This window comes from Streptomyces sp. NPDC048481 (assembly GCF_043200075.1).
Lineage (GTDB): Bacteria > Actinomycetota > Actinomycetes > Streptomycetales > Streptomycetaceae > Streptomyces.
The window spans coordinates 20,314-46,326 of sequence record NZ_JBICXC010000018.1; the positions used below are offsets into that span (position 1 = coordinate 20,314).

Genomic DNA, 26,013 nt, shown 5'->3' on the forward strand with positions numbered 1-26,013 from the left:
GCGGGACCGGCGGCGCCTGCCGCCCTCCGCTCACCCGTCAGTGGCGTCCCGGCCCTGGGGGAGGGCCTGCGCGCACCAGATGGTCTTGCCGTCGGCGGTGTGCCGGGCGCCCCATCCCTGGGTGAGCTGCGCCACGAGCAGCAGGCCGCGGCCGCCCTCGTCGAAGGCGCGGGCCCGGCGCAGGTGCGGGGCGGTGCTGCTGGAGTCGGAGACCTCGCAGATCAGGGAACTGTCGCGGATCAGCCGCAGCCTGATCGGCGGCTCGCCGTAGCGGATGGCGTTGGTGACCAGCTCGCTGACGACCAGTTCGGTGACGAACGCCGCCTCCTCCAGACCCCAGGCGTCCACCTGCTCGACGGCGAACTTCCGGGCGAGCGGCACCTGTCCGGGGTCGGGCGACACCTGCCAGTCGGCGACGTGGTGACGAGCCAGCACGTGGGTGCGGGCGAGCAGCAGGGCCGCGTCGTCGGTGCGGCGCTCGGGAAGCATGACGTCGATCACCGTGTCGCACAGGGCCTCCAGCGAGGTGACCGAGTGGTCCAGTGCGCGCCGCAGTTGGGCGACGCGCTCGTCGACGTCGTGCTCACGGCTCTCCAGCAGCCCGTCGGTGTAGAGGGCGAGGAGGCTGCCCTCGGGGAGTTCCAGCTCGGCCGACTCGAACGGCAGCCCGCCGATGCCGAGCGGCGGTCCGGGATGGACCGGTACCGGGGCGGCGGTGCCGTCCGGGGCTATGACCAGGGGGAGCGGATGCCCGGCGCTCGCCACGGTGAGCCGGCGGGAGACGGGGTCGTAGACGGCGTACAGGCAGGTGGCGCCGGACTCGCCGGTCGGCTGGAAGTGACCGTCGGGCCGCAGGTCGCCGCCGAGATGGAGGACCAGGTCGTCCAGATGTGTCAGCAGCTCGTCGGGCGGCAGGTCGACGTCGGCGAGGGTGCGTACCGCCGTGCGCAGCCGGCCCATGCCGGCCGAGGCGTGCAGACCGTGCCCGACGACATCGCCGACGACCAGGGCCACGCGGGCGCCGGACAGCGGAATGACGTCGAACCAGTCGCCGCCCACTTCAGCCCCGGCGCCGCCGGGCAGGTAGCGGAACGCCACCTCGACGGCCTCCTGGTTCGGCAACCCCTGCGGCAGCAGGCTGCGTTGCAGGGTCAGCGCGGTCGTGCGCTCGTGCGAGTACCGCCGCGCGTTGTCGATGGCGACGGCCGCCTTGGCGGTCAGCTCCTCGGCGAGGATAAGATCGTCGGCGGTGAACGCCTCGGGCCGTCGGCTGCGGGAGAACGTGACGACTCCGAGCAGCGCGCCCCGCGCCCGGAGCGGCACGGTGATCCGGCCGGTCAGCCCTTCCACGGCGAGGGACTCGTCGATCACCGGGTTGCCCGGCGGCCAGTGGGCGGGATCGGCCGCGAGCCCGGGGCCGAAGGCCCACTCGCCGCCCTCGCCCGGCTCGGCGGCGAGCTCGACCGTGGACCTGCCGGTGATCACGCAGCGAGCCGCGACGGAACCGGCCGCGTGCGTGACCCGCACCGTGGGGCCGGGAGGCGGGCCGGCGTCGTCCCCCACGCTCCCCTGGGCGGCGCGGCTGAGCCCGATCGCCTCGTCCGGGGCGAACGCGGACACGGAGGGCGGCTCCTCGCCGCGCATCACCTCGTCGAAGAGATCCACGCCGACATGGTCGACGAACCTCGGCACCGAGGTCGCGGCCAGCTCCCGGGCGGTGTCGATCACGTCGAGCGTGCGGCCGATGCCACCGCCGGCCTCGTTCAGGATGAGCAGACGCTGCCGAGCCCAGTACTCGGCGCTCATGTCGAAGCCCCAGTTGGCGACGGCGCGGACGCGGCCCTCGGCATCCCGCACGGGCCAGATGCTGGTGGCCCAGGCGGTGGCGTAGCTGCTGCCGCGAGGCTGGAACACGGTCATGAGGCGCGCGGGCTCGCCCGTCCGCGCCACTTCGGACAGCTTGTCGGTGTACGGCTTGTCGTCCCGCTCCGGAAACAGCGTGCGGTCCACCTCGGGAAGCACCTCGCGGTACCTCTTGCCGAGCAACTGCTCCTCGGAGTGCGCGATCACCCGGCCCGAGGACGCGTTGATCCAGAGGAACCGCAGGTCAGGGTCGTAGACGCCCAGTGCGAACGGGCACTGCTCGAAGGCCAGATCGGCGATCACCGGGCGACGTCCCCAACGCTGGACGGTCACCGCGTGGCCGAGCGTCCCCTCGGAGCCGGTCAACGGGTGGGCCGTGACCAGCACCTCCACCGGGGAGCCGTCCCGGTGACGCAGGGCGACGACCCTGGAGGCGTCGGAGCCGGCGCCGTAGCCGTCGGGGAAGCCGGGCGGCGGCGGACTGACCGTGAGGTCGGCCAGGGGGCGGCCGACGGTGTCCTTCGCCGTCCAGCCGAGCAGCAGCCGGGCCTCTTCGCTCCAGCCGCTCACCAAGCCGTCCGGGTCCACCACGACAACGGCAGTGGGCACGTCCCGCTTGGCTGCCATCTCCACGCACCACGCCTCCGTCCGGACGGCCACGCCCGCCGAGGCCGGTGTCCCGCACTGCTTCCAGCCTAGGTCGGCCCGAGCGTCACTGCGCTCCGGCGACGTCGCGTCCGGGTGCCGGGCGCCGGCCCCCGCTCGCCGGCCGTCGCAGACCGGGAGCAGAGCCCTGGGAGCCGGGCCCTGGGTGGCGGGCGCCGGGCCCGGACGCCGGGTGTCCGGGCGCGTGCGTCCCAGGCCTCGCGTGCGGTCCCGGCCTTCTATCTACGACCGGTGTTGTTCATAGAATGGCCGGGTGGAGGACATCGAAGCGATCGCGGCGTTGCAGGATCCGGTCCGGCGTCGCCTGTACGAGTACGTGTCGGGGCAGGGCCGCGAGGTCGGCCGCAACGAGGCCGCCGAGGCGACCGGCATCGCGCGCACGCTCGCCGCACACCATCTCGACAGACTGACCGAGGCGGGGCTGCTGGAGAGCGGCAGCCGTCGCCTGACGGGCCGCTCGGGGCCGGGGGCGGGCCGTCCCGCCAAGGTGTACACGCGGTCGCGGAGCGAGCGGACGGTGTCGCTGCCCGCCCGCGACTACCGCACCGCCGCCGAACTGCTGGCCGAGGCCGCCGAGCAGGCCGGGCTGGACGACGGACTGCGCACGGCCGCACGCCGCCGCGGCGAGTCACTGCGCGGCTCGGCCGCGCCCTGCGACGGTCTCGAAGACGCCCTGGAACTGCTGGCCGCCCGCGGCTATGAACCGCACTTGGAGGGCGCCGACGGCCGGAGCGGCGGCGAAGACCGCGAAGAGCGCGAGGCCGGCGAGGGAGCGCGGCCGCCGGAGAAGGCCCAGCGCGTCGTCCGCATGCGCAACTGTCCCTTCCACGCCGTCGCCGAACGCTTCCCGCCCCTGGTCTGCGGCATGAATCTCGCGCTGCTGGAAGGGCTGCTCGGCACGGACGGAGCGGTCCGGGCCCGTATGGACGCCAGGCCGGGGGAGTGCTGCGTAGTGATCGAGGCTTCTAAAAACCATAATGATTGACATAGAAAAGACGGCCATGCTGGGATGACGTCATGACCGCATCCACGCATGCCGCCCACCTCGCCCAACTCAACGTCGCCACACTCCGCCACCCGCTCGAAGACCCGCGCACCGCGCCGTTCGTCGAGATGCTCGACCCGGTCAACGCCGCGGCCGACAAGGCGCCCGGCTTCGTGTGGCGGTTCACGGGAGAGGGCGCGAACGACGCCACCGGCGTGCGTCCGGCGGGCGAGAACGTGATCGTCAACCTGACGGTGTGGCAGACCCAGGAAGCCCTGTGGGACTTCACCTACCGCAGCGGACATCTGGAGGCGATGCGGCGGCGCCGCGAATGGTTCGAGCGGCACGTCGAGGCGCATCTGGTGCTCTGGTGGGTCCCGGTCGGTCATCTCCCCACCGTCGACGAGGCGTTGGAGCGCCTGGCGGACCTGCGGGCGCACGGGCCGTCTCCCCGCGCCTTCACCTTCTCCTCCCCCCACACCGCGGCCGAGGCGGCCGAGCACGTCCGGACCGCGCGGCCCGCGTCCGCGGACGCCCGCTGACGCCGGCGTCGTCAAGGACGTCCCCGAGACCCGGACCGTGCGCCCTCCCGACGCGATCGGCCGGCGTCCCCGGACAGGAGGGGCAGCCTCGGCGCCGTTCACTCCCCGCCGTCACCGGCGTGCCGACGGGGAGTCAACGGGCGACCGAGCGGCACGGGTGGCAGGACCGTGCCGGCTCGGGACCTTCAGGACAGGCGCGTGGACAGCACCAGGCCGTCACCGATGGGCAGTTCGACGGTGGCGTACTCGGGGCCGTTGACGTGCTCCAGGTACGGCTGCCACAGCCAGCGCGCCAGGTTCACGTCGTCGCCCAGCACCAGGGCGTTCGGGGCCAGGACCGGCTCCAGCATCTTCAGGACGGTGAGGTTGTCGTCCTTCCACGCGTCCAGCAGCAGCAGGTCGATCGGGCCGTCGAGGTCCGCCAGCGTCTTCAGCGCGTCGCCCTCGCGGATCTCGACGTACTCGGTGAGACCCGCCTCCGCGATGTTGCGGTGGGCGACCTCGATCTTGGACGGCATCACCTCGGTGCCGATCACCTTGCCGCCGCCGTTGTCCTTCACGCCGGCAGCCAGGTAGATCGTCGACACCGCGAACGAGGTGCCGAACTCCACCACCGTGCGCACGTTGCGCGTGCGGCACAGCACGTACATCAGGTTGCCGATGTCCCGGTGCACCGGCAGGTAGGCGTCCTCGAACATCTCGTTGAGGGCCTCGTGGCCGATCTCCTCCGGCGGCCGTCCGTCGGCGATCAGCTTCTGGATGGGGTCCGCGTCCTTGACCTTCTCGTCCTCGTAGAGGCGGTCGAGCAGTGCGCTGACCTTCTCGTTCTGCAGTGTCGTCATGCCACGCCTTCCGGGCGTCGAGGGAGCTGGCCGGCGTGGCCAGTCCGAGCGGAGATCGAATCGGGAAGAGCCCGTCCGGGCCCGAACCGTCTGGATCGCATCAGCGTCGGGACATCCGGCTGAGCACCGGGTTCGGCGACGAGGCTAGGGCCCCGCAGGAGCCGGCAGGACCCCGGCCGGGGTCTCTTAGGGGGGCCGATTCCCGTGATCTGGGGTCCGGTCCGCTGGCGCCCCCGATCGGCCGGGTGGCTGAATGACCGAGGCCGGGACAGGTCCCCGCGCCCCGCGATCCGGCGCCGGACCCGACCGGCGCCACAGCCCCTCAGCCGACGATTGGACGAGCGAGTGGACGAGCGAACGGACGACCGAGCGAACGAGCGAGCCGACGAGCGAGGGAATGATCGGCAGGACTCGCACGTGGCGCTTCTGCGCGAACGCCGTCTCTTCTTCGCCCACCACCATCTGACCGGAGCGGCCTGGGGGCAGCCCGCCCTCCACCCGTTCGCCGAACGGGCCGCCGCCGTGGCCGCCGTCGGCTCCACCGGCATCGGCTTCGACGCGCAGGAACTCACCCAGCTGGTCGGCGCCCACTCCGCCGACCGGGTCCGCGACGTACTCGACGGCCACGGCCTGCACATCGGCGAACTCGAGGTGCTGACCTGGTGGTGGGGCACCAGGGACGACGCCGACGCCTCCCGCCCGATGGCGGAGTCGATGTTCGCGCTGGCCGACGAGTTCGGCATCGGCCGCCTCAAGGCGTCCGCGGTGTTCCTGCAACTCTCCGACCGGCCCCCGCTGGAGACGCTCGCCGAGCGGTTCGCGACCCTCTGCGACCGGGCGGCCGAGCACGGACTGCGCATCGCCCTCGAACCGGTCGCGGCCTTCCCGCACTTCGGCTACGCGGACGCGGCACAGGTCGTCCTGGACGCCGACCGGCCCAACGGCGGCGTGGAGATCGACGCCTGGCACTTCTTCCGGGACCCGACCGGTTTCGCCGCCCTGGACCGGCTGGACGGACGGCACATCACCGGACTCGAACTCTGCGACGGCGTCGCCGAACCGCAGGTGTCCCTCATGGAGGACTCCGCGGACGGCCGGCTCCTGCCCGGCGCCGGCAGCTTCGACCTGCCCCGGCTGCTCGGCGAGATCGACCGCAAGCGGCCCGACGTCGACCTGTCGGTGGAGGTTCTCTCCGCACCGATGCGGACCCTTTCCCCGGCCGAGAACGCCAAGCGGACGGTGGAGGCGGTCGACGCCTTGCTCGACCGGCGCTGAACGGCACCCTGGCCCGCTCACCAGCATCGAGTCATTCAGTCAGGACGGCTTCCATGACCCAAGCATCCCAGCCCCAGCAGGATGACAGGCTCCGTGACTACCTGAAGCGGGCGACCGCGGAACTGCAGAACACGCGGCGGCAGTTGACCAGGCTGAAGGACGCGGCACGCGAACCCGTCGCCATCGTCGGCATGTCCTGCCGGTTCCCCGGCGGCGTCGCGTCCCCGCAGGAGTTGTGGAGCCTCGTCGCCGAGGGCCGGGACGCCGTGTCCGCCTTCCCCACCAACCGAGGCTGGGACGTCGACGCCCTGTACGACCCCGAGCCGGGCGCCGAGGGCAAGACGTACACCCGGGCCGGGGGCTTCCTCCACGACGCGGACCACTTCGACGCCGACTTCTTCTCCCTCAGCCCCCGCGACGCCGTCGAGTCCGACGTCCAGCAGCGCATCCTCCTCGAACTCGCCTGGGAGGCCTTCGAGTCGGCGGGCATCGACCCCACCCTCGCCCGCGGCAGCCGCACCGCAGTATTCGCCGGACTCGTCTACCACGACTACCCCGGCAACGCGAACATGGGCTCCATCGTCTCGGGCCGGATCTCCTACACCCTCGGCCTGGAGGGCCCGGCGGTGACGGTGGACACGGCGTGCTCGTCGTCGCTCGTGGCCCTGCACCTGGCGGCCCAGGCGCTCCGCTCGGGCGAGTGCACGCTCGCCCTCGCCGGCGGCGTGAACGTCATGTCCGCACCCGACGCCTTCGTGGAGTTCAGCCGGCAGCGGGGCCTGTCACCGGACGGTCGGTGCAAGGCCTTCGCGGAGGCGGCGGACGGCACGGGGTGGGGTGAAGGCGCGGGGCTGCTGCTGGTGGAGCGGCTGTCGGACGCGCGCAGGCTGGGGCATCCGGTGCTGGCCGTGATGCGGGGTTCGGCGGTCAACCAGGACGGCGCGTCCAACGGTCTGACGGCCCCCAACGGCCCGGCGCAGCAGCGGGTGATCCGGGCCGCGCTCGCCAACGCGGGCATGAACGCGACCGATGTGGACCTGGTCGAGGCGCACGGCACCGGGACCCGGCTGGGCGATCCGATCGAGGCACAGGCCTTGCTCGCCACCTACGGACAGGGACGGGAGGGTCAAGAGCCCCTGTACCTGGGGTCGTTGAAGTCGAACCTGGGACACACACAGGCGGCGGCGGGCGTCGGCGGCGTCATCAAGCTGGTGGAGGCGATGCGGCACGGCGTGATGCCGAGGACGCTGCACGTCGACGCGCCGTCGTCACAGGTGGACTGGTCGGCGGGAGCGGTCGAACTGCTGACGGAAGCGCGAGCCTGGCCTGCAGGAGAGGACCGCCCGAGGCGGGCGGCGGTGTCGTCCTTCGGGGTCAGCGGCACCAATGCGCACGTCATCATCGAACAAGCCGTCGTCGACGAGCAGTTGACGTCACACGAGACCGGCCATGTCTGTCACGGCCCGGTGGCGCTGGCGCTGTCGGCCCGCTCGCCGGAGGCGCTGACGGCTTCGGCTGCCCGCCTGGCGTCCTGGTGGACCGAGCGTGACGACGTCGAAGTCGACGCGGTGGCTTCGGCGTTGGCGCATGGGCGTGCCCTGCTGGAGCACCGGGCGGTGGTCGTCGCCGCCGACCGCGAGGAGGCGCTGACACGTTTGGCCTCGTTTGCGTCCGAGGGGACCGGTGCGCTCACCGGTCGGGTGTCTGCCGGGCGGACGGGGTGGTTGTTCACCGGGCAGGGCTCGCAGTGGCGGGGGATGGGCCGCGAACTGTACGACGCCGAACCGGTGTTCGCGGCTGCCTTCGATGAGGCGTGCGACGCCTTGGATGCGAACTTGCCGACGCCGGTCCGTGAGGTGGTGTGGGGCGAGGACGCGGCGCTGGTGGATGCGACGGTCTTCACGCAGGCGGGCTTGTTCGCTGTGCAGGCGGGGCTGGTGGCAGTGCTGCGGCACTGGGGCCTGAGCCCGGATGCGCTGCTGGGCCATTCGGTCGGGGAGATCTCTGCCGCGTACACGGCGGGGGTGTTCGGGCTGGAGGACGCGGCGCGTCTGGTGGCTGCGCGGGGGTCGTTGATGCAGGCCCTGCCGGAGGGCGGAGGCATGCTCGCGCTGGCCGCAGGTGTCGAAGGCGTCGGCGAGCTGATCTCCGGTACTGCCGTGGACGTCGCGGCCGTCAACGGGCCGAGGGCCGTCGTGGTGTCCGGTGCGGTCGGGGAGTTGGAGCAGGTGGCGGCCCGTGCGGCTGCGGCGGGGGTGCGGGCGACGCGGTTGTCGGTCTCGCACGCTTTCCACTCCCGGTTGATGGATCCGATGCTGGAGGAGTTCGCGCAGGTCGCCGCGACGGTGACCTACAGCGAGCCGAGCGTCCCGATGGTCTCGAACGTGACCGGTCAGGTGGTGTCGGCGGAGCTGACCGACCCGGCCTACTGGGTGCGGCATGTGCGCGAGTCGGTCCGTTTCGCGGACGGCCTGGCCACGACGCGGGAGTTGGGTGTGACGCGGTTCATGGAGGTCGGTCCGGAGGCCGTCCTGACCGCGATGGCCCGCCAGACCCTCGACGAAGCCGATGATGTGACCTTCGCCCCGCTGATGCGTCGCCCCAAAGAGGGCACCTCGGCGCGGGCCACCTTGCTGACGGCGGCCGCCGCCCTCCACGTGTCCGGTACATCCGTCGACTGGCGCCTGCCCGCCCCCGCCCGCCACCTCGACCTGCCCACCTACCCCTTCCAGCGCAGCCGCTACTGGCCCGACGCGCCGACGGCCACCCGGGGCCCGGAGGATCGGGCGCGGCAACTGCTCGACCAGTGGCGCTACGAGGTCGGCTGGGAGGAGCTGGACGGCCGTGGGCCCGCGGAGCTGACCGGGGACTGGTGGCTGCTCGTACCGGCCGGGAGCGACGACGCGGACGGTTGCCGTGTGTTCTGCGGCCTGGCCCGCGGAGGAGCCCGGCTGACCGTCATCGACGTACCCGAAGCGGACCGTGAGGACATCGCGGGCCTGCTGCTCGCCAGGCTGGCAGAGGAGCCCGCCCCGGCGGGGATCGTCTCCCTGCTCGGTGGTGAGCGGCGCGCCGGGGACCCGCCCGCCGCGCCGCACGGTCTGCTCGTCAGCGTCGCCACCGTGCAGGCCGTCGTGGACGTCGGGCTCGCCACGCGGCTGTGGTTCCTGACCACCGGAGCCGTCGCCGTCGCCGACCCCGGGGAACTGGGCGCGCTCGACCAGGCATCCCTGTGGGGCGTCGCCGTCGGCACCGCGCTCGACCACCCCGAGGTATGGGGAGGGATCATCGACCTGCCCGTCGCGTTCAGCGAGGCCGACGTCGACGCGCTCTGCGGCGTACTGGCCGACGGCACCGAGGACCAGGTCGCGGTGCGGGGTGGAACGCCGTACGGCCGGCGGCTGCGGCACGCCCCGGCGCCGGATCCGATCAAGGCGAGCTGGCGGCCGCGCGGAACCGTCCTGGTGACCGGAGGGACCGGAGGCGTGGGCGGCGAGGTCGCCCGCTGGCTCGCCGCGAACGGAGCCGAGCACATCGTCCTGGCCGGCCGTCGCGGCGGCGCCTCGCCCGAGGCCGCCGCGCTCGCGGAGGAGCTCACCGCCGCCGGTACTCCGGTGACGCTCGCCGCGTGCGACGCCACCGACACCGGAGGTCTGCGACGTCTCGTCGACGGCGTTCCCGCCGACCGGCCGCTCACCGCCGTGGTGCACGCAGCCGGCCAGTCGCAGCGGTTGGCGCCACTGACCGAGCTGTCCGCCGAGGAGTTCGTCGACGTGATCCGGGCCAAGGCGGCCGGCACGCTGGCGCTCGACGAGGCGGTCGGCGACCGTCCCCTGGACGCCTTCGTCGTGTTCTCGTCCGGCGCGGCGGTGTGGGGCAGCGTCAACCAGACCGCCTACAGCACCGGCAACGCCTTCCTGGACGGCTTCGTACAGGACCGGCGCCGACGCGGCAGGCCCGCCACGGCCATGGCCTGGGGACCCCTCGACACCGGCATGCTCGACGCCGAGGCGGCGGACTACATGCGGCGCATCGGAGCACCCCCGATGGCGACGGCGACCGCCCTGACGGCGCTCGGCCACGCCGGTGAGGGTGCTCCGGCGCACCAGGTGGTGGCCGCCTTCGACTGGGAGAGGTTCGCGCCCACCTTCACCCTCGCCCGGCCACGACCGCTGCTCGACACCCTGCCCGAGGTGCGCGCCGCGCTCGGCGGCGGCCAGGCCGAGGGAGAGGGCGGTACCACCGAACTCACGCGAAGGCTGGCCTCGCTGCCGCCCGCCGGTCAGCTCCACGCGGTCCTGGACGCCGTACGCGCCCAGGTGGCGGCCGTCCTCGCCTACGCGGACCCTTCGGCGCTCAGTCTCGACCGTCCCTTCGTCGACCTCGGCTTCGACTCGCTCGCGGCGGTCGAGCTGCGCGGCGGGCTCGGCAAGGCCACGGGACTCGCACTGCCCAGCACGCTCGCCTTCGACTTCGCCACCCCCGCCACCCTGGCCGAGCACATCCTCTCGCGGCTCTGCCCCGACCCGGCGGAACAGGCGGCCGCACTGCTCGGCGAGCACCTGGCCGGCCTGGAACGGGCGATCGAGTCCATGACGCCGGCCGGCCTGGAGGCGTCCGGGGCGACCGCGAGGCTGCGCTCACTGCTCACCTCGCTCGACCAGCCCGCCGACGGCGGTGAACTCACCGACCGGCTCGAGTCCGCCAGCGCGGACGACGTCTTCGACTACATCGACAGTGAGCTCGGTCTCGGCGCGAGCAACTGACCCGAAGGAAGCGGCGGAACCGATGTCCTCTGACGGCAAGCTCCTCGACTACCTCAAGCGGGTCACGGCCGACCTCGCACGGACCCGGCAGCGCCTCGCCGAAGCCGAGTCCCGGGATCAGGAGCCCATCGCCATCGTCGCGATGAGCTGCCGCTACCCCGGCTCGGTGACCTCGGCCGACGACCTGTGGCACCTGGTCCGCGACGGCGTCGACGCGACGTCGGACTTCCCCGCCGACCGCGGCTGGCGGACCTCGGCGGCACCGCACGCGTCCGGGGCGGATCCCGCCGGCCCCGCGGACCCGATCGTTCCCCACGGCCCGGCCGAGCCCGACGGCACGGGGCCCGACGGCATGGGCGACGAGACGGAGGCGAGCGCGGTGACCCGGGGCGGGTTCGTCACCGACGCCGCACTGTTCGAGCCGGGCTTCTTCGACATCTCGCCGCGCGAGGCCGTCGCGATGGACCCCCAGCAGCGACTGGTGCTCGAAACGGCCTGGGAGGCCTTCGAACTCGCCGGGATCGACGCCCACACGCTGAAGGGCATGCCGGTCGGCACCTTCATCGGCTCAGGCCTCCAGGACTACGGCTACCTGCTCGAAGGCGCACCCGAACTCGCGCAGACCTACCAGGCGACGTCCACGGCGGCATCCGTGCTCGCCGGGCGCGTCGCCTACACCTTCGGCTTCGAAGGGCCGACGGTGACCGTGGACACCGCGTGCTCGTCGTCGCTGGTCGCGCTGCACCTCGCGGCACAGGCCCTGCGTGCCGGTGAGTGCTCCATGGCCCTGGCCGGCGGAGTCATGATCATGTCGACCGCCGGGGCCTTCGTCGGTTTCAGCAAACAGGGCGGCCTCGCGGCCGACGGCCGCTGCAAGCCGTTCGCGGACGCGGCGGACGGGACCGCGTGGGGCGAAGGCGTCGGTCTGCTGCTGGTCGAGAAGCTGTCGGATGCGCGCAGGCTGGGGCATCCGGTGCTGGCGGTGGTGCGGGGTTCGGCGGTCAACCAGGACGGTGCGTCCAATGGGCTGACGGCGCCCAACGGTCCGGCGCAGCAACGGGTGATCCGTGCCGCGCTCGCCAACGCCGGTCTGTCACCCGCCGACGTGGACCTGGTCGAGGGGCACGGCACCGGGACCCGGCTGGGCGATCCGATCGAGGCGCAGGCCTTGCTTGCGACGTACGGGCAGGGGCGGGAGGGCCGGGAGCCGCTGTATCTGGGGTCGTTGAAGTCGAACCTGGGACACACGCAGGCGGCGGCGGGCGTCGGTGGTGTGATCAAGCTGGTGGAGGCGATGCGGCACGGTGTGATGCCGATGACACTGCACGTCGACGCTCCCTCGTCACAGGTCGACTGGTCGTCGGGGACGGTGCAACTGCTGGCCGAGGCACGGGCCTGGTCGACGGAGGGCGAACGTCCACGGCGGGCGGCGGTGTCGTCGTTCGGCATCAGCGGCACCAACGCCCACGTGATCCTGGAGCAGGCGGCCGCGCCGGATGAGCCGACTGAGACGGCTGAGACGGCCGAGTCGGTCGAGACGGCAGAGACGGTGGGCGCACCAAGCTGCGACGGCCCGCTGCCGTTGACCCTGTCGGCGCGGTCGCCGGAGGCGTTGACGGCTTCCGCTCGTCGGCTGGTGTCGTGGTGGTCCCGGCGTGACGATGTCGAAGTCGCCGAGGTGGCTTCGGGGTTGGCGCATGGGCGTGCCCTGCTGGAGCACCGGGCGGTGGTCGTCGCCGCCGACCGCGAGGAGGCGCTGACACGTTTGGCCTCGTTCGCTTCGGAGGGGGCCGGTGCGCTCACCGGTCGGGTGTCTGCCGGGCGGACGGGGTGGTTGTTCACGGGGCAGGGGTCGCAGTGGCTGGGGATGGGCCGTGAACTGTACGGCGCGGAGCCGGTGTTCGCGGCTGCTTTCGACGAGGCGTGCGAGGCGCTGGACCGGCATCTGCCGAGGCCGCTTCGTGAGGTGGTGTGGGGTGAGGATGCGTCGCTGGTGGATGCGACGGTGTTCACGCAGGCGGGCTTGTTCGCTGTGCAGGCTGGTCTGGTGGCTGTTCTGCGGCATTGGGGTGTGAGTCCGGATGTGCTGCTGGGCCATTCGGTCGGGGAGATTTCGGCTGCGTACGCGGCTGGTGTCTTCGGGCTGGAGGATGCGGCGCGTCTGGTGGCGGCGCGGGGGTCGTTGATGCAGGCCCTGCCGGACGGTGGGGGCATGCTGGCCTTGTCCGCCGGCCTCGAAGGCATCGGGGAGTTGACCTTCGGGCTTGCCGTGGATATTGCGGCCGTCAACGGGCCGAGGGCCGTCGTGGTGTCAGGTCCGGTCGCGGATCTGGAGCAGGTGGCCGAGCGGGCTGACAAGCACGGAGTCCGGGCGACACGGTTGTCGGTCTCGCACGCTTTCCACTCCCGGTTGATGGAGCCGATGCTGGAGGAGTTCGCCCAGGTCGCCGCCAGCGTGGCTTACCGTGAGCCGACGACGGCAGTAGTCTCGAACGTCACCGGTCAGGTGGTGTCGGCGGAGCTGGCCGACCCCGGCCACTGGGTGCGGCATGTGCGGGAAGCGGTCCGTTTCGCCGACGGTCTGACCACGGCACGTGGGCTGGGTGTGTCCCGGTTCGTGGAGGTGGGCCCGGAGGCGGTCCTGACCGCGATGGCCCGCCAAACCCTGGACGGTGCGGACGAGTTGACCTTCGTCCCGCTGATGCGCCGACCGAAGGAAGGCATCTCGGCCCAGGCCACCTTGCTGAACGCGGCCGCCGTCCTCCACGTGTCCGGTGTATCCGTCGACTGGCACCTGCCCGCCCTCGCCCGTCACCTCGACCTGCCCACCTACCCCTTCCAACGCAGCCGCTACTGGGTCGAGCCCACCGTGTCGGTCACCGATGTCGGCGCGGCCGGACTCGACGCCGCCGAGCATCCCTTGCTCGGTGCGGCGGTGAGCGTCGCCGACACCGGAGGTGCTCTGCTCACGGGCCGGCTGTCCGTCGAGACGCAGCCGTGGCTCGCGGACCATCGCGTCGGAGACGAGGTGTTCTTCCCCGGTACCGGGATGCTGGAGCTCGCCGTGCGGGCGGGTGACCAGGTCGGCTGCCGCAGGGTCGAGGAACTGACCCTGCACGCACCGCTGGTGCTGCCCGAAACGGGCGCCGTTCAGGTCCAGGTGACGGTGGGGCCGGCCGACGAGCAGGGTCTGCACCCGGTCGCCGTGCACGCGCGCCCCGCCGGGGCGGACACCGCCGGGCAGTGGACGCGGCACGCCTCGGGAGCGCTGTCCGCCGCCGTGTCGTCCACCTCGGCCGCGGCGGAAGCGCTCGGCGTCGAATGGCCGCCCGTCGGGGCACAGTCCATCGACGTCGGGGCCCTGTACCCCGACCTCGCCGAGGCGGGGCTGCGCTACGGTCCCGTGTTCCAGGGGCTGCGCCGGGCCTGGCGGCTCGATGACGAGATCTTCGCCGACGTCGCCCTCGCGGACGTGCGGGACGGGGCCGGGTTCGGCCTGCACCCCGCCGTGCTCGACGCCGCCCTGCACGCTGTCGTCCTCTCCTCGGCGAACGAAGGCGGGGCGGCGCTGCCCTTCAGCTGGTCAGGCTTCGAGCTGCACGGAAGCGGGGCCGGCGCGCTCCGGGTGCGGATCCGGCCCCTCGCCGTCAACGAGGTCGCGCTGACCGTCGCCGACCAGGCAGGCCACGCGGTGGCCACGGCAGACGCCCTCTCGCTGCGCCCGCTCGCGGGCTTGGACCGGCGGTCCGACGCGACGCCGCCGCTCTACCAGCAGAGCTGGGTTCCGGTCGCGACGCCGCTGGAGCCGGTCGCCGTCCAGGAGTGGGAGAAGGTCGGCCCGGCGGACGCGCCTACCGGGGTGGTGGTGCTGCGGACGATGCGAGCGCGCGACCGGGACGTCGTAGCGGAGGTCCATGCGCGCACCGCCGACGTCCTCACCGTGCTGCAACGCTTCCTTTCGGAGCCGCGACTGGCAGGGGCAACCCTCGCCGTGGTCACCGAGGGGGCTGTCCGCGCCGCCGGGGAGCCGGTCGCCGACCTGGCGGGAGCCGCTGTCTGGGGGCTGGTCCGCTCGGCGCAGTCCGAGAACCCGGACCGCTTCGTCCTGATCGACGCAGACCCCGACCTCGACCCCGACCTCGTCGTCGGCGGTGAGGTCGGAGGCGACGAAGAGGTAGGCGGCGGTGCCACCGGAGTGGGGGTCCTGGGCCTGGCACTGGCGACCGCTGAGCCCCAACTCGCTCTGCGCGGTTCCCGATTGCTCGCCGCGCGACTGACGCCGTTGGCCGTCCCGGCCGAAAGGCCCCCCGTCTTCGCCGGGGAGGGCACGACGTTGGTCACCGGCGGCCTCGGCGCGCTCGGCGCACGCGTCGCCCGGCATCTGGTGACCGCACACGGTGTACGTCGCCTCCTGCTCGTCGGCCGTCGCGGCCCGGACACCCCGGGGGCGGCCGAACTAATGGCGGGTATGAGGGAGTTGGGGGCGGAGGTCACCGCCGCTGCCTGCGACCTGTCGGATCGTGACGCGGTCGCGGACCTCCTTGCGGCGGTCCCGGCCGACGCACCGCTGACCGCGGTCGTCCACGCCGCCGGCGTACTCGACGACGGTGCGATCCCCGCACTGACACCGGAGCGACTGGACGTCGTCCTCGCCGCCAAAGCCGACGCCGCACTCCACCTGCATGAACTCACCCGCCACATCCCCCTGTCGGCGTTCGTGATGTTCTCCTCCGCCTCAGGCCTGCTCGGCGCCCCCGGCCAGGGCAACTACGCGGCGGCGAACACCCTCCTCGACGCGCTCGCCGAGACCCGGCGCGCTCAAGAGCTGCCCGGCCTCTCCCTCGCCTGGGGCATGTGGGCGGTGGCCGACGGCATGGCCGGCACCGACGAAGCGGCCGGGTCCGGTGCGCTCCTCGGCCACAGCGCGGAGCAGGGGCTCGCCATGCTCGACGCGTCCCTGCACTGCGCCCCGGCCCTCGTCGTACCGATCCGCCTCGACCTCGCGGAACTCCGCCGTGACCCGGAGTCGCTGCCCGCGATGTTCCGTACGCTGGCCCCGGTCCGCCGCCGACGGGCCGGAAGCGCACGGGCCGGCGACACGTCCGGCCTGCGCCGCCTGCTCCAGGACGTCCCGGAGGCCGAGTGGGAGCAGACGCTGCTGGCCCTGGTCCAGCGCGAGGCCGCGGCCGTACTGGAGTATCCGGACCCGGCCGCCATCGAGGCGACCAAGGCCTTCCGGGACATGGGCTTCGACTCGCTGGCCGGCGTGGAACTGCGCAACCGCATCAACACCGCCACCGGCCTGCGGCTGCCCGCCACGCTGGTCTTCGACCAACCCGAGCCCGCCGTGCTGGCACGGCTCCTCCGGGAGGAGGCCGCGGGCCCGACCGCCGTCGCCGCGACGCCGGTACGCCGCACACCCGCCCCCCAGGACGACGAACCGATCGTCATCGTGTCCATGGCCTGCCGCTACCCCGGCGGCGTCACCTCCCCTGAGGACCTGTGGCGACTGGTCGCCGAGGGCCGCGACGCCGTCTCCCCGTTCCCGACCGACCGCGGCTGGGACATCGCCCGGCTCGTGGATCCGAGCCGTACGGCGCCGGACACCTCATACGTCGACAGCGGCGGCTTCCTCCACGACGCCGACCTCTTCGACGGCGACTTCTTCGGCATCAGCCCCAACGAGGCACTGATCATGGACCCGCAGCAGCGCCTGCTCCTGGAGACCTCCTGGGAGGTCTTCGAACGCGCCGGCATCGACCCGGGCACGCTGAAGGGCAGCGACACCGGCGTCTTCACGGGCATGATGTACCACGACTACCCCCACAACACGGTGACCGGCGCCATCGCATCCGGCCGGGTGTCGTACGCCTTCGGCTTCGAAGGCCCGTCGATGACGATCGACACGGCGTGCTCGTCCTCGCTAGTCGCCCTGCACCTGGCGGCCCAGGCCCTGCGGTCGGGTGAGTGCTCCCTGGCCCTGGTCGGCGGCGTCACGGTGATGTCGACGCCGGAGACCTTCGTGGAGTTCAGCCGCCAGCGAGGGCTCGCCGCGGACGGGCGGTGCAAGGCCTTCGCGGACGCGGCCGACGGGACCGGCTGGTCGGAAGGCGTCGGACTGCTGCTGGTGGAGCGGCTGTCGGACGCGCGAAGGCTGGGGCATCCGGTGCTGGCGGTGGTGCGGGGTTCGGCGGTGAACCAGGACGGTGCGTCCAACGGCCTGACGGCGCCGAACGGGCCGTCGCAGCAGCGGGTGATCCGGGCCGCGCTCGCCAACGCGGGCTTGACCGTGGCGGACGTGGACCTGGTCGAGGGGCACGGCACCGGGACCCGGCTGGGTGATCCGATCGAGGCGCAGGCCTTGCTGGCGACCTACGGGCAGGGACGGGACGGCCAGGAACCGTTGTATCTGGGCTCGTTGAAGTCCAACCTGGGGCACGCCCAGGCGGCCGCGGGCGTCGGGGGCGTCATCAAGCTGGTGGAGGCGATGCGGCACGGAGTCATGCCGCCGACGCTGCACGTGGACGTGCCGTCGTCACAGGTGGACTGGTCGGCGGGGGCGGTGGAGCTGCTGACGGAGGCGCGACCCTGGCCCGCGACGGGCGACCGTCCACGGCGGGCGGCGGTGTCGTCGTTCGGCATCAGCGGCACCAATACACACGTGATCATTGAGCAGGCGACGCCGACGTCGACGGGGACGCCGACGCCGGCCGAGGCAGACGCCAATGTCACGAGTGAGACCTCTATGGCCCTCGCCCTCTCGGCGCGTTCGCCCGAGGCGCTGACGGCTTCGGCTGCCCGGCTGGCGTCGTGGTGGTCCCGGCGTGACGATGTCGAAGTCGCCGAGGTGGCTTCGGGGTTGGCGCATGGGCGTGCCCTGCTGGAGCACCGGGCGGTGGTCGTCGCCGCCGACCGCGAGGAGGCGCTGACACGTTTGGCCGCGTTCGCTTCGGAGGGGACCGGTGCGATCAGCGGGCGGGTGTCTGCGGGGCGGACGGGGTGGCTGTTCACGGGGCAGGGCTCGCAGTGGCTGGGCATGGGGCGTGAGTTGTACGCGGCCGAGCCGGTGTTCGCGGCCGCCTTCGACGAGGCGTGCGAGGCGCTGGACCGGCATCTGCCGAGGCCGCTTCGTGAGGTGGTGTGGGGTGAGGACGCGTCGTTGGTGGATGCGACGGTGTTCACGCAGGCGGGCTTGTTCGCTGTGCAGGCTGGTCTGGTGGCCGTTCTGCGGCATTGGGGTGTGAGTCCGGATGTGCTGCTGGGCCATTCGGTCGGGGAGATTTCTGCTGCGTACGCGGCTGGTGTCTTCGGGCTGGAGGATGCGGCCCGTCTGGTGGCGGCACGCGGGTCGTTGATGCAGGCCCTGCCAGGCGGTGGGGGCATGCTGGCCCTGGCCGCCGGCCCTGAACGTGTTGGGGAACTGATCTCCGGCATTGCCGTGGATATTGCGGCCGTCAACGCACCGAGGGCCGTCGTGGTGTCAGGTCCGGTCGCGGATCTGGAGCAGGTGGCGGCCCGAGCGGCTGAGTCGGGGGTGCGGGCGACCCGGTTGTCCGTGTCGCACGCTTTCCACTCCCGGTTGATGGAGCCGATGCTGGAGGAGTTCGCCCAGGTCGCCGCGACGGTGACGTATCGCGAGCCGACGACTGCGGTGGTTTCGAACGTGACGGGGCAAGTCGTCTCGACGGAGTTGACCGATCCCGGCTATTGGGTGCGGCATGTGCGGGAGGCGGTGCGTTTCGCCGACGGTGTAGCCACGGCACACGGGCTGGGTGTGACCCGGTTCGTGGAGGTGGGCCCGGAGGCGGTCCTGACCGCACTCGCCCGCCAAACCCTCGACGAAGCGGACGAGTTGACCTTCGCCCCGCTGATGCGCCGCCCGAAGCCGCAGGCTCCCACGGCGCAAACCCTCCTCCTCACGGCAGCCGCCACGCTGCACGTGTCCGGAGTAACCGTCGACTGGCACCTGTCCGCCCCCGTCCGTCATCTCGACCTGCCCACCTACCCCTTCCAGCGCAGCCGCTATTGGCTGTCGGAGCCCGTGTCCGGGTCGGGTGCCGGGCAGGTGTCCGTCGGAGTGGGTGCGGCCGGCCTGCGGGAGTCGGGTCATGGTCTGCTGGCGGCGTCGGTGACGACCGCTGACGGCGTGTCGACGGTGTTGACGGGCCGGATCGGTGTGAGCACTCACCCGTGGCTGGCCGATCACGCGGTGGCCGGGGTCGTCCTCGTGCCGGGGACGGCCCTGCTGGACATGGCACTGCACGCCGCCGAGGTCACCGACTACACCGAGGTCGGCGAACTGATCATCGCCCAGCCCCTGACCCTGCCCGCCCACGGTCACCGGGATGTGCAGGTCCAGGTCACGACCGCCGGTGAGCAGGCCGACCTCGCCATCCACTCCCGACCCGCCGACGACACCGAAACACCCTGGACCACCCACGCCACCGGAACCCTCACAAGGACAACCGCTCCCGCCCTCGCGCCCGCCGCACTGGACACTTGGCCCCCCACCGGTGCCGCGTCCATCGACGTGTCCGACGCATACGCGGAGCTGCAGGATCTCGGGTTGCAGTATGGCCCCGCCTTCCGAGGGCTGCGCGCGGCCTGGCGGCACGGCGACGACGTGTACGCGGAAGTCGTGCTGCCGGAGGAGATCGACGTCTCCGGACACACGGTTCACCCGGCCCTGCTCGACGCCGCGCTGCACGCTGTAGCCCTGCTCGGCGGCGGCGGCGGCGGCGGCGACGACGACGTCGACGACGGAGCGGCGACCGTACGGCTGCCGTTCGCCTGGTCCGGGGTCGCCCTGCTGGCGGTACGGCCGACCCAGCTGCGGGTCCGTCTCACCCTCGACGGGACCGGCGTACGGCTTCAGGCATGTGATCCGACCGGGCTGCCGGTGCTCTCCGTCGATTCCTTGGCTTTGCGCGAGCTGTCACCCGAATACCTGGAAGCTGCCGCGCCGGCCGGGGACGGGCTGTACGAGGTGAGGTGGGTCTCGCGCGGGCGCCTCGCGTCGCCCGCTGGGACGGCGACGAGACGTCCGACGGTCGACCTCTCCGAGCTGCCCGCGGCCGGCGAGGTGCCGGATCACGTCGTGCTGCGCACCGGCGACGGGGAGCCCCGCGCGGCTGTGCACGCTGCGCTCGCGGCCTTGCAGGGCTGGCTCGCCGACCCGCGGACGTCGGAATCGACGCTCGTCGTTCTCACACGCGGCGCCGTCGCCGTCGCGGGCGAGGAGGTGCCGGACCTGGCAGGGGCTGCCGTCCGTGGACTGGTGCGCTCGGCGCAGGCGGAGAACCCGGGCCGGATCGTCCTCGTCGACACCGACACCGACACCGACACCGACACCGACACCGACACCGACACCGGTACCGACACCAGCAGCGGCGTCAGGACCGGCCGGAACGGCGACGGGCTCCCGTTCGACATGCTGATCGACTTGGACGAATCCCAGCTGGCCCTCCGCGACGGGGAGATCTTCGCCGCTCGGCTGCTGCGCGCCACGACCACTCCGACGCCCTCCGCACCGGACACGACACCCCCGGTGGCTGCCGGATTCGGCGCCGGCACCGTGCTCGTCACCGGCGCGACGGGCAACCTGGGCCGGCTCTTCTCCCGGCATCTCGTCGCCGAACGAGGCGTACGGAACCTGACCCTGGTGGGACGCAGGGGGGTGGATGCGCCGGGGATGGCGGAGTTCGTCGACGAGCTGACCGCACTGGGCGCCGATGTCAGGGTGGCCGCGTGCGACGTCGGCGACCGTGCGGCGCTCGCCGAGGTCCTGGCCGGCGTACCCGAGGACGCCCCGCTCAGCGCGGTCGTCCACTCGGCCGGCGTGCTCGACGACGGTGTGCTCGCGTCGCTGACGCCCGAGCGCGTCGACACGGTGTTCCGGCCGAAGGCCGACGCCGCGTTGCACCTGCACGAACTGACCCGGGACCTGGACCTGTCGGCCTTCGTCGTCTTCTCCTCGGCCGCGGGCGTGCTCGGCGCGCCGGGGCAGGGGAACTACGCCGCCGCCAACGCACTGCTCGACGCTCTCGCCGCACACCGTCACGCCACCGGGCTGCCCGCCCAGTCCCTGGCCTGGGGATTGTGGTCGCTCGACGGCGGCATGGCGGGCGAACTCGGCGACGCGGAACTCCAGCGCCTGCGCAGAGCCGGCATCGAGCCACTCAGCGAGAAGCAGGGCGCCGAACTCTTCGAACGGGCCACCAGATCCGGCGCGCCTCTGCTCGTCCCCATGCTGCTCGACACCTCCGCGTCCGGCGAGGGCGAGGTACCCGACCTGTTGCGCAGCCTGATCCGTGCGCCGGGACGCCGCCAGGCCGCCACCGCCGACCGCGGAGCCGCGCTGCGCGACCGGCTGGGCGTCCTCGCTCCTGCCGAGCGGCTCGGACACATCTCCGAACTGGTCCGCGGACACGCCGCAACGCTGCTCGGCTACCCGGGCCCCGAGGCGATCGACGAGCAACGCCCGTTCAGCGACATGGGATTCGACTCGCTGGCGGCCGTCGAGTTCCGTAACGCGCTCAGCACGGCAACCGGTCTGCGGCTGCCCGCGACGCTCAGCTTCGACTACCCGGCCACCGCGAGCCTGGCCGCGCACCTCGCCGAACAGCTCTTCCCCGAGGGGCAGTCCGACGACACCGCGGAACACGACGTGCGCTCCGCCCTGCAGAGCATCCCCCTCGCCCGGCTGCGCGACGCCGGGCTGCTCGACACCCTGCTCCAACTCGCCGGTCGCTCCGGACCCGACACCACCGCCACCTCCGCCGGCGCACCGACCGACGGCGCCGGTTCCGGCGCCGTGGACGTCGACGCCTTGGACGCGGACGCCCTGATCAACCTGGCGCTCGAAGGCGCCGACTTCGACGACGTCGCCGAGGATGCGTGAGACTGTCATGACAGGAACCGACGAGAAGCTGGTCACCGCGCTGCGCGCCTCCGTCAAGGAGACCGAGCGGCTGCGTGGGCGACTGCGGCAGGTCACCGCGGACAGCCGCGAGCCCATCGCCATCGTGTCGATGGCCTGCCGCTACCCGGGTGGCGTCACGTCCCCGGAGGAGCTGTGGCGACTGGTCGATGAGGGCCGCGACGCGGTGTCGCCGTTCCCCACCGACCGCGGCTGGGACGGCGGCGGTTGCTCCGCCCCCGAGGCGAGCGCTGAAGGGGAGTCCTACTGCCGCGAGGGCGGCTTCCTCCACGACGCGGGGTCGTTCGATCCGGCGTTCTTCAGCATCAGCCCCAACGAAGCCCAGATCATGGATCCGCAGCAGCGCCTGCTGCTGGAGACGTCCTGGGAGGCGTTCGAACGCGCCGGCATCGACCCCGGCACGCTGAAGGGCAGCCGCACGGGTGTCTTCGCGGGAGTCATGTACCACGACTATCCGTACAACGCCGCGACCGGCGCCGTCGCCTCCGGCCGCATCTCCTACGTCTTCGGCCTGGAGGGGCCGGCGGTGACGGTGGACACGGCGTGCTCGTCGTCGCTCGTGGCCCTGCATCTGGCGGTGCAGGCGCTGCGGTCGGGGGAGTGCTCCCTGGCCCTGGTCGGCGGAGTGACGGTGATGGCGACCCCGGACACCTTCGTCGAGTTCAGCCGGCAGCGCGGACTCGCAGCCGACGGCCGGTGCAAGTCGTACGCGGAGGCGGCCGACGGCACCGGCTGGTCGGAGGGCGTCGGTCTGCTGCTGGTCGAGAAGCTGTCGGACGCGCGCAGGCTGGGGCACCCGGTGCTGGCGGTGGTGCGGGGTTCGGCGGTGAACCAGGACGGTGCGTCGAACGGGTTGACGGCGCCGAACGGGCCGTCGCAGCAGCGGGTGATCCGGGCCGCGCTCGCCAACGCCCGTGTCGGCGCGGACCAGGTCGACCTGGTGGAGGGGCACGGCACCGGGACCCGGTTGGGCGACCCGATCGAGGCGCAGGCTTTGCTGGCGACGTACGGGCAGGGGCGGGAGGATCAAGAGCCTCTGTATCTCGGGTCGTTGAAGTCGAATCTGGGTCATACGCAGGCGGCGGCGGGTGTCGCCGGTGTGATCAAGCTGGTGGAGGCGATGCGGCACGGTGTGATGCCGCGGACGCTGCATGTGGACGCTCCGTCGTCGCAGGTGGACTGGTCGGCGGGCGCGGTGGAGCTGCTGACGGAGGCGCGGGCCTGGTCTGCCGTGGGTGATCGTCCACGGCGGGCGGCGGTGTCGTCGTTCGGCATCAGCGGCACCAACGCCCACGTGATCATCGAACAGGTCCCCGAGGAAGAGGAGGTCTCCGTTCCGAGGACCGGACGGCCGGTGGCGCTGACCTGGTCGGCTCGAACCCCGGAGGCCCTCACGGCGTCCGCCGCCCGTCTGGCGACGTGGTGGTCCGGACGCGAGGAGGTGGAGGTGGACGAGGCCGCCTCGGCGCTGACGCACGGACGCGCCGCGCTGGAACACCGGGCCGTCGTCCTCGCCTCGTCCCGCGAGGAGGCGTTGGCCGGCCTGGGGTCGTTCGCATCGGATGCGCAGGGTGCCGGAGTCGCTGTCACGGGGCGGGTGTCTGCCGGGCGGACGGGGTGGCTGTTCACGGGGCAGGGGTCGCAGTGGCTGGGGATGGGCCGTGAACTGTACGGCGCCGAGCCGGTGTTCGCGGCTGCTTTCGACGAGGCGTGCGAGGCGCTGGACCGGCATCTGCCGAGGCCGCTTCGTGAGGTGGTGTGGGGTGAGGATGCGTCGCTGGTGGATGCGACGGTGTTCACGCAGGCGGGCTTGTTCGCTGTGCAGGCTGGTCTGGTGGCAGTACTGCGGCATTGGGGTGTGAGCCCGGATGTGCTGCTGGGCCATTCGGTCGGGGAGATCTCGGCTGCGTACGCGGCGGGGGTGTTCGGGCTGGACGATGCAGCGCGTCTGGTGGCGGCGCGGGGGTCGTTGATGCAGGCCCTGCCGGACGGCGGGGGCATGCTGGCCCTGTCCGCCGGCCCGGAACAGGTAGCGTCGCTGATCTCCGGACTGGCCGTGGATATCGCGGCCGTCAACGCACCGAGGGCCGTTGTGGTGTCCGGTCCGGTCGCGGAACTGGAGCAGGTGACGGCCCGTGCCGCTGAGGCCGGGGTGCGGGCGACCCGGTTGTCGGTGTCGCACGCTTTCCACTCCCGGCTGATGGAGCCGATGCTGGATGAGTTCGCGCAGGTCGCCGCGAGCGTGACTTACGACGAGGCGACGACGGCAGTGGTCTCGAACGTGACCGGGCAGGTGGTGTCGGCGGAGCTGACCGACCCCGGCCACTGGGTGCGGCATGTGCGGGAAGCGGTCCGTTTCGCCGACGGTTTGGCTACGGTCCGAACGCTCGGTGTGACCCGGTTCGTGGAGGTCGGCCCGGAGGCGGTCCTGACCGCGCTCGCCCGCCAAACCCTCGACGACGTGGATGAGTTGACCCTCGTCCCTCTGATGCGCCGCCCCAAGCCGCAGGCTCCCACGGCGCACACCCTCCTCCTCACGGCGGCCGCCGCCCTCTACGTGTCCGGTGTCTCCGTGGACTGGCACCTGCCCGTCCCGGTCCGCCACCTCGATCTGCCCACGTATCCCTTCCAGCACCGCCGCTTCTGGCAGGAGCCGCACCTCGCCGGCGCCGATCCACGGCGGGTGGGTCAGTCACCGACCGGTCACCCGTTGCTGGGGGCGGCGGTCGCGGTCGCCGGGACGGGGGGCGTCGTCCTCACCGGACGGCTTTCGGCCGAGGCTCAGCCGTGGCTCGCCGACCACGACATCAACGGGACGATCATCTTTCCGGGAACCGGCTTCGTGGAGCTGGCCGTCCGGGCGGGTGACGAGGTCGGATGCTCCACCCTGGAGGAGCTGACGCTGCGGACCCCGCTCGTCGTTCCCGCGTCGGGAGGCGTCCGCATACAGGTGAGCGTTGCCGCGGCGGACGGTTCGGGACGGCGCGCCGTGGGCGTGTACTCGCGGACCGGCGACAGCGGGGACGGCGGGGACAGCGGCGAGTGGATCTGCCATGCCGAGGCGGTGCTGTCGACGGCCGACGTCCCGGCCGCGTTCGATCTTGCGGCGTGGCCGCCTCCCGGCGCCCAGCCCATTCCGGTCGAGGGAGGCTATGAACGGCTGGCCGAACGCGGCTACCGCTACGGCCCCACGTTCCGGAACCTCCGCGCCGCCTGGCGTCGCGGCACCGACGTCTTCGCCGAGGTCGTCCTGCCCGATTCCGCCGACGCCGACAGCTACGGTCTGCACCCGGCACTGCTCGACTCCGCCCTGCACATCGACCTGATCGCCGGGGACGAGGAGGCGGAGGGACAGACCTTCCTGCCTTTCACCTGGACCGACGTCGCACTGCACGCCTCCGGCTCACGGGCCCTGCGGGTACGTATCGAGCGCAGTGAAGGGCGGCCCGCCTCCGCGGTGTTCGTCGCCGACGAGAGCGGACAGCCGGTGGCCACCATCGGTTCGGTGGCCTCGTTGCCGCTGGCGGCCGACCACTTCTCGGCCGCCGCCCCCACCCCGGGCGCCGACGCGCTCTTCGGGGTGGTCTGGAAACCGGTCACGATGGGGACGCGGGAGGGCTCCGGACCGGTCCAGGCCGTCACCCCGGACGGTCTGGCGGCCGCCGACGCGCCGATCGTGGTGTGCGACTGCACGCCCCGTGACGGAGACGACGTCCCCGCGATCACCGCCGCCGCGACCGAGGCCGCGCTCGACGCCGTACAGAGCTGGCTCGCCGACGGGCGTCGGGCGGACGGCACCCTGGTGGTGCTCACCCGCGGCGGCATGGGACCGGACGGTCCGCACAACCCCGCGGCCGGCGCCGTGTGGGGCCTGGTGCGGGCGGCGCAGGCGGAGAACCCCGGACGCTTCGTCCTGGCGGACGTCGACAACCCCGAAGATCTCGACTCCGAGGCGTGGCAGGCCGTCGTGGCCTCCGGGGAGACAGAACTGGCCCACCGCACGGGCGCCTGGCTCGTACCGCGCATGGAGAAGGCGACTCCCGGGCGGGGTGTGGTGTGGGGTGGGGGGACGGTGTTGGTGACGGGTGGTACGGGTGGGTTGGGTGCGTTGGTGGCGCGGCATTTGGTGGGGTGT

7 protein-coding genes and 1 pseudogene are annotated in these 26,013 nt (G+C 72.5%); 6 read left to right on the top strand and 2 right to left on the bottom strand.

The window, feature by feature from the left end:
• Positions 1-30: 30 nt before the first annotated feature.
• The gene (locus ACGFSH_RS33650) at positions 31-2,490 is read right to left on the bottom strand and encodes a SpoIIE family protein phosphatase (protein ID WP_393355282.1); all 2,460 of its coding nucleotides are present in this window, start codon (positions 2,488-2,490) and stop codon (positions 31-33) included.
• Between the two features lie 292 nt (positions 2,491-2,782).
• On the opposite strand from ACGFSH_RS33650, the gene ACGFSH_RS33655 reads away from it, so the two are divergent.
• Together ACGFSH_RS33655 and ACGFSH_RS33660 are read left to right on the top strand one after the other, a co-directional pair.
• Positions 2,783-3,514, top strand: coding sequence for a helix-turn-helix transcriptional regulator (locus tag ACGFSH_RS33655; RefSeq protein WP_393355285.1), 732 nt, complete (start codon positions 2,783-2,785; stop codon positions 3,512-3,514).
• A gap of 32 nt (positions 3,515-3,546) precedes the next feature.
• A complete protein-coding gene (locus ACGFSH_RS33660; RefSeq protein WP_393355288.1) occupies positions 3,547-4,056 on the top strand; it encodes a DUF3291 domain-containing protein in 510 nt (169 codons plus the stop codon).
• A 185-nt stretch (positions 4,057-4,241) separates the two neighbouring features.
• Here the strand turns inward: ACGFSH_RS33660 and ACGFSH_RS33665 are convergent, their stop codons facing one another.
• The gene (locus ACGFSH_RS33665) at positions 4,242-4,898 is read right to left on the bottom strand and encodes an O-methyltransferase (protein WP_393355291.1); all 657 of its coding nucleotides are present in this window, start codon (positions 4,896-4,898) and stop codon (positions 4,242-4,244) included.
• A gap of 417 nt (positions 4,899-5,315) precedes the next feature.
• Here ACGFSH_RS33665 and ACGFSH_RS33670 point away from each other — a divergent pair, with 417 nt between their 5' ends.
• The 4 genes and pseudogenes from ACGFSH_RS33670 to ACGFSH_RS33685 all read left to right on the top strand — a co-directional run.
• Positions 5,316-6,173, top strand: coding sequence for a sugar phosphate isomerase/epimerase family protein (locus tag ACGFSH_RS33670; protein WP_393355294.1), 858 nt, complete (start codon positions 5,316-5,318; stop codon positions 6,171-6,173).
• A 53-nt stretch (positions 6,174-6,226) separates the two neighbouring features.
• Positions 6,227-10,939 carry an SDR family NAD(P)-dependent oxidoreductase gene (locus ACGFSH_RS33675; protein WP_393355297.1) on the top strand — a complete coding sequence of 1,571 codons (4,713 nt, stop codon included), beginning with the start codon at positions 6,227-6,229 and terminating at the stop codon, positions 10,937-10,939.
• 22 nt (positions 10,940-10,961) lie between these two features.
• Positions 10,962-21,839: an SDR family NAD(P)-dependent oxidoreductase gene (locus ACGFSH_RS33680; RefSeq protein WP_393355300.1), complete on the top strand. Its 10,878-nt coding sequence runs from the start codon at positions 10,962-10,964 to the stop codon at positions 21,837-21,839.
• Positions 21,840-21,867: 28 nt separating this feature from the next.
• Positions 21,868-26,013: pseudogene (locus ACGFSH_RS33685) on the top strand (type I polyketide synthase); the annotation flags it as partial.